8 protein-coding genes are annotated in these 5,334 nt (G+C 57.8%); 1 reads left to right on the top strand and 7 read right to left on the bottom strand.

What is annotated here, in order from left to right; translation table 11 throughout:
• Window positions 1-3 precede the first annotated feature (3 nt).
• The 7 genes from AC1DH9_RS21690 to AC1DH9_RS21660 all read right to left on the bottom strand — a co-directional run bounded on the left by AC1DH9_RS21690 (window position 4) and on the right by AC1DH9_RS21660 (window position 4,820).
• Window positions 4-252 carry a hypothetical protein gene (locus AC1DH9_RS21690; protein WP_442114703.1) on the bottom strand — a complete coding sequence of 83 codons (249 nt, stop codon included), beginning with the start codon at window positions 250-252 and terminating at the stop codon, window positions 4-6.
• A gap of 66 nt (window positions 253-318) precedes the next feature.
• Window positions 319-612, bottom strand: a complete 294-nt coding sequence (locus tag AC1DH9_RS21685; protein WP_442114702.1) for a hypothetical protein — start codon at window positions 610-612, stop codon at window positions 319-321.
• 15 nt (window positions 613-627) lie between these two features.
• A complete protein-coding gene (locus AC1DH9_RS21680) occupies window positions 628-3,426 on the bottom strand; it encodes a toprim domain-containing protein (RefSeq protein WP_477808760.1) in 2,799 nt (932 codons plus the stop codon).
• A 4-nt stretch (window positions 3,427-3,430) separates the two neighbouring features.
• Window positions 3,431-3,664 carry a hypothetical protein gene (locus AC1DH9_RS21675; RefSeq protein ID WP_442114700.1) on the bottom strand — a complete coding sequence of 78 codons (234 nt, stop codon included), beginning with the start codon at window positions 3,662-3,664 and terminating at the stop codon, window positions 3,431-3,433.
• A gap of 72 nt (window positions 3,665-3,736) precedes the next feature.
• Window positions 3,737-4,102 (bottom strand): hypothetical protein, encoded by a 366-nt coding sequence (locus AC1DH9_RS21670; protein WP_442114699.1) that lies wholly within the window; start codon window positions 4,100-4,102, stop codon window positions 3,737-3,739.
• Window positions 4,099-4,578 (bottom strand): YmfL family putative regulatory protein, encoded by a 480-nt coding sequence (locus AC1DH9_RS21665; protein ID WP_442114698.1) that lies wholly within the window; start codon window positions 4,576-4,578, stop codon window positions 4,099-4,101. Before AC1DH9_RS21665 ends, AC1DH9_RS21670 begins: the two co-directional genes overlap by 4 nt.
• A 29-nt stretch (window positions 4,579-4,607) precedes the next feature.
• Window positions 4,608-4,820, bottom strand: coding sequence for a helix-turn-helix domain-containing protein (locus AC1DH9_RS21660; protein ID WP_442114697.1), 213 nt, complete (start codon window positions 4,818-4,820; stop codon window positions 4,608-4,610).
• 84 nt (window positions 4,821-4,904) lie between these two features.
• Here AC1DH9_RS21660 and AC1DH9_RS21655 point away from each other — a divergent pair, with 84 nt between their 5' ends.
• Window positions 4,905-5,255: a helix-turn-helix domain-containing protein gene (locus AC1DH9_RS21655; protein ID WP_442114696.1), complete on the top strand. Its 351-nt coding sequence runs from the start codon at window positions 4,905-4,907 to the stop codon at window positions 5,253-5,255.
• Window positions 5,256-5,334 lie beyond the last annotated feature (79 nt).

The following is a 5,334-nucleotide window of genomic DNA, read 5'->3' as shown; positions in this document are numbered from 1 at the left end:
CTGTTAGACATTGCGTGATACGCCCCGGGTTGCGGGTGCGGCGAGCAGTTGGGCGACCACAGCCGCGTCCGTTTCGCTCAGTTCACCCAAGGTGCTGGCCCTCTGGCTGAGGCTTTCGAGGCGGGATCGTGATTCAGGGGTTTTGTGCACCAGGTAGCCAATGACGGCCGCGCCGATGATTGCGGTGGCCACCAGGTGTCGCGCCGGTGTGGTAGCCTTCGCGCCGCTGCTGCTTAGGTTCTGTGCTTGCATGGTATAGCCCTCTGTTGTGGTCGGGTGTCGAGGAGCTGCAACTCCTCGGCACTGTTTCTTACAAGGTCAGTCTTTACGGGCTAGGTGGATCACCAGGCCGTCAAAATTCGGCTCATGTTCAACACATGATTGCCATTCCAGAACCCTCAAAATCTGTTGCCTGCTGCAGTCGTCCACCAGGATTTCGCGCTGGCCACCTGCTGCCCGGACTTCCAGGATCTCCAGCAAGCCATCCTCCCCATAAGCACCGGCCTGGATGATCGGCGCGCTTTCTCCCGTGAAATCCAGACGGTCCTGAACTGACTGGAGCTTGCTTGTTTTGCCGTCGCCGGCACTGCCCATAAACACTTGGATTTGCATCGGTCTTGCTCTCCTTTACGCCTTGAATGTCCAGCACTTCACTGTGGTCGGCCGGGGTTGTGAACAGGGGTTACGGTTGTTGAACGCGGCGCGCACAGCGCTGTGCACGGCTTTGTTGCTATCCAGGAATTTGCGGGAACGGGACTCTTTGAGCAGGTCGCGCAACGTGGCCACGTCGGCCAGCTTCTGTTTGTGTTCGGCGGCGCGTTCACAGAATTCGTTGAGGTTGATAGCAATCACGGTCGGGTCGCTGCTGTGGTCCACCACCGGATCCTCACTCAAGGATTCGAGGTAATCGTAGACCTCCCAAAACTCGGCCACGGCCGCATGGTCGGAGCTGATCGACGCCTGGCGCTCGATGGCCATCCGCAYGATCTGGCGCTGGGTAGCAGCGACCTGGGGATCACTCAGTTTGAGAACCAGGCGAAGGCCGTCCAGCAGCGAGAGCAGTTGCGCGTGGTTCTTGCTGATCCGCTCGACACGGATGTACCCGCGCAAGTCATAGCCGCAACTACTGCAGTTGCCCTGGTCGCTGGTATAGGCCGTGCTGCAGGCGAAACAGTGGGTATGCAACCGGCGCAGCTTCGCTTCGTGTTCGGGCATACGTTGGGCGAACAGCTCAAGCACCGCGGACTCTTTGCCCACGGCCCGCAACAGGAAGTGGCTGAGGGTCCCGCCGTCCAGTGCGTTGAGCTGATCAGCTGCAGCACGGCTTTCCGGTGTGACGGTCGGGCGTACAAAGTGCAGTTTTACGATGCGCGTCATGATTGCTTCGTGGGCGACCACGGCCGCGTTTTGACTGATAGCGATCGTTCCCCTAAATGGGGGCTCGTACGTCTCGTTGCCGGCCGTCTTGACGCCTTTCGTAGCCAGCGTTCCGCCGCCGTAGAAGTCTTTCAGCTCGTCCCATTCGAAGGTTTTAGCGTGTGCCCGATCATCGCTGTGGCGATCGGCTTCTAGGAACACAACCGGCATGCCGGAGACTTGGCCCATTAGGCGAGAACGCCCGGCCTTGGTGGATTTCATAGGGTCGAATCCTTCATAACCTTCGCGGCCGAGTAGTTTCCAGAGCAGGTTCAGCAGGGTGGTTTTACCGGCGCCGGCTTCACCGGTGGCTTCCAGAAACGGGAATGACTGGTAGCGGGCGCGGATCTGTTCGCAGAACAGCGAGCCGAAGAAGAACACCAGGGCGACTAAGCCCTGGGCACCGAAACAGGTCCACAACAGCTGCACCCACTTCTCGTCAAAACCCTTTGCTTCGCGCTGCAGCTTGATGGGGACGCCTTTCTGCAGGGTTTTCAGGCGCAGCTTGCCAAACTCGAAATAGTCTTCGCTGTTGACCTTGTAGATGGTGCCGTCCTTGATCGCGATATCACCGTAGACGTAGCAGGTGTACTCCTTGCTGTAGCCCACGTAGTCGATCGTCGAAACGGTTTTGATGCCGAACAGCTGGTCTTTCATGAGCTTGTCGAGCTGCTGGCCACTGCCGGTAAACATCGCACCTGCCGCCATGCCGAGCAGTCGCTTTTTGAATTCGCTCGCGGCCGACAGCTGTCCGCTGGTGAAGGTGTTTTTCACGCTTTCTGAATCGTGAGGGAAGTCCACGCGCAGGTAATACCAGGACTCGTCCGTCACCTCGTTGCGCTGGAAATACAAGGCTTGGGGGTAGCAGTTGGCAATCTCTACGACACTGCCAGACTGCTGCAGCGCCTTCTCGCGCTGTTGGGCCTGGTTTAGCAGCTGGTCGTCGTGGTTCTCGCTGTCCTCGATGTCGGACATAGCCCGGTTGAATTTCTCCATGTCCAACTTGAACCAATACAGGCGGCTCCCAAAGCCCAGGTGAAATTCCCCGCGCTTGTTCCAGTCGTACATGAGCAAGGCCTTTTCCGCTGCGCTCTCTGCCAGCAGCAACGCTCCCTGGTGGCGGGCTTGCTTGAGGTCGGTGGCGATCTGTTCGGCACGTTTCGTGTCGTCTTGGATGAAGCTCCAGCGCTGATGGAGATCGTTCCAATCAGCCTTACGGCCGTCACGTTGCGGGATCTGTGCTGACTCGCAGACGAAGCCCAGGGCCCGGGCTTCGCGCACCCAACGCCGGGTGTATGCGTTAGCGCTGGGCTCGTTATCAAGGGCCCACACCAACTTAGGCAACTTCCCTCCCTCGCGGGTCTTAACCAACGCCTTGAGTGAGTCCCCAGGGAACGCTGTCGAGGACATGGCCGATACGGCTGCGATGTCGTTGTGTACCAGGGCGATGGCGTCGAAGATCCCTTCGACGATCCAGATTTCCTTGGCTTCAAGAAGGTCGACGCAGGGAGGGCACCACCAGACGCCGCGATAGCTGTCCTTGGATTTGAAGCGGGCCTTCATCTTGCCGAAGCGGTGCGGCTGATCGATCAGACGTTCCCACCAGCCGCCTTTTTCAAGGGCGAAGCGCACAGTGGCGCTGCCGGCGTTGTGTTCAGGGGAGTAGAAACTTTCCTGAGTGAACCAACCCTGAATCAGCTCAAACCGAAAGCCCCGGGCGAACTCCAGGTAGGCACGCGCAGTGGCGTTCGGGTGCTGGTCTGTAGCCGGCGCACGCTTGCTCCAGTCTTCGAACAGATCGTCGTACAGCTCTTTAACGTGCAGGGTGTGGCCACATTTTTCAGGTCGGCCACAGATCACCATCCATGGCGTGTCAAACCTGGAATACAGCTCTTTCTTTTTGCACTTGGGGCAGGTGCCGCCGCGCATGTAGTCGGTGCCTGTGCGGTGCTTGAGCCCGARGTCGGACTGGAGGCGTTGCAACACGTCGTGGCGAAGATCTTCTTTCATGGGGTTACTTCACTGCTTTGAGGCTGTGGGACAGGGCTGCCATAAGGCGTTTTTGCGCAGCCATTGCCGGGACGTGGGCGAGAATCGCGCCGTGGCGCAGACCGTCCGCAACAAAGCGGAATTGGTCGGCGTACCAGTGCTCATTGAGGCTCAAGCGATACTGTTCACGTAGGGCGGCCAGCAACGCTTTGGCCTCTGCCGGTGGCAGTTGAGTGGTGACAATTACGGCGTTTGCCATCGTGAAACCTCGATTTCAGGCGCAGCTCACCCAAACCCACGGTGGTGGGACAGGCGATTTATTGGGTGTGTATTACGAAGCGGTGACGCGGAATCGCCCGTTGTCCGGTGCGATGAGAATGCGTTCGTAGATCAGGCTGACCGGGATTGCCCAGGCGTTGCCGGTGGCTGTGTCGATGATGACGGTGTGCGTGGACGTGCTGCTGAAAGTGTCCAACCGCTGCCGATCGCATACCGCTGACATTTCGCTGTTGGCCAGGTGTACCAATCTTTCGGCGGTCTGAGTCAGTACATCGAAATCAGCTACCAGGTGCTGCAGGGTGCGGTCGAACAGTTGCTGATCGTCGCCCAGGTGTTCGCACCGGTGCCGCTCAAGAAACGCGAGAGCCGCGGTTTTGAGCATGTCCTGATATTCCTGTACTGCGGGCAGATTGTTCATTGGCCTTTCCCCGGTTTGATGCGGTACAGGTCGATAGCTGCCAGCACTTCGGCGTGTCGTGCGGCCATGTGGAGGTTGTGAGCGTTGAGGATGATTTCGGCTTCTTCTTCGTTGATCGACCCGTCTTCCAATGCCTTGGCAATCGCTTGGTCAACGCAGCCGCGCTTCGCTGATACTTGAACCGATCGGGCATAGAGCTCGACGTTATCCAGCGTTTCGGGGTCGGCGACCGGGACAAACAATCCGCCGTACATCTGCGCAACATAGTTCGGAAAGTGGCTGGTGCCGCTGGTTTGTTCCAGCATGTAAACCTGAGCATCACTCAGCGGACTGCAACCCGCACTTTCATAGGCGTGGTTGTCGAACTTTTTGACTTTCATTCCCAAGCGAGCTGCAGCGCCTTCGCGTCCATCGGGGTAGCTGCGAATGATCTCGCGCATCGCTTCCTTGCGCGTCTCTAGAACCGGGCTTTTCATCTTCTACTTTTCCCTGTTGGTCAGTGCCGTTACTGTTCGATAACGCCGTCTTTGATACCCAGTAGTACGGCGGCGCGATGTGCCTCCCCACGGCGACAATGGCTCTGACCACTTAACACCGCGTATACGGTGCTAGGGTTCAGCTTGTGCAATTCAGCAAAATTCTTTGCGGTCTGACCGCGCTTCTCCAACGCTTCACGCGCTTGTATGCGGGCTTGCTCGCTGAGGCTTGTGTTGGGCATAGTGCAATTCCTTGCGTTTTCGTGTGATGACAAGCGCAGGATGTGGCAAAAAACTGCCATTGTAAATATGCGAGTGGAAAAATATTGACTCTTTCTGAAGAGATTGGCGCCCGTCTGCGACAACTGCGCTCTCAAGCTGGGCTGACACAAGATCAGCTAGCCGAGAAACTTGGCGTCTCAAAACGCACACAAGGGAATTACGAATCCGGCGCAAGCGATGCTCCAGCGTCTTATCTGAGTCTGGCTGCCCGCGAGCTGGGTTTTGACGTGGCTTTTATCGTCAATGGGGTCCGCACCACGCTGCCTAATGAGGCCCTTTCCGAAGTCGAAGATTGCTTGATTACCCAATATCGGAGCATCACGCCGGGCGACCAGGAAGCGATCCGTAGATTTCTGAAAGCGATGGCCGATGACGCTGCTCGACAGCAGAATTAACTTGTAACAAAGCACGGGCGGCATTTGTCGCCCCAGCGTTCTAAAGGCAGATTCCGCCCCGATAACGCCGATTCAGCAA

The organism is Pseudomonas sp. 05T35 (genome assembly GCF_056396605.1).
Note: the sequence above shows the minus strand (reverse complement) of the source record. Positions and strands in the feature narration are given on the sequence as shown.

Excerpts from the sequence above, each read along its gene's own strand:
- AC1DH9_RS21675 (WP_442114700.1), bottom strand. The coding sequence starts at position 3,664 with ATGGCAAACGCCGTAATTGTCACCACTCAACTGCCACCGGCAGAGGCC.
- AC1DH9_RS21660 (WP_442114697.1), bottom strand. The coding sequence starts at position 4,820 with ATGCCCAACACAAGCCTCAGCGAGCAAGCCCGCATACAAGCGCGTGAA.
- AC1DH9_RS21670 (WP_442114699.1), bottom strand. The coding sequence starts at position 4,102 with ATGAACAATCTGCCCGCAGTACAGGAATATCAGGACATGCTCAAAACC.
- AC1DH9_RS21690 (WP_442114703.1), bottom strand. The coding sequence starts at position 252 with ATGCAAGCACAGAACCTAAGCAGCAGCGGCGCGAAGGCTACCACACCG.
- AC1DH9_RS21685 (WP_442114702.1), bottom strand. The coding sequence starts at position 612 with ATGCAAATCCAAGTGTTTATGGGCAGTGCCGGCGACGGCAAAACAAGC.
- AC1DH9_RS21665 (WP_442114698.1), bottom strand. The coding sequence starts at position 4,578 with ATGAAAAGCCCGGTTCTAGAGACGCGCAAGGAAGCGATGCGCGAGATC.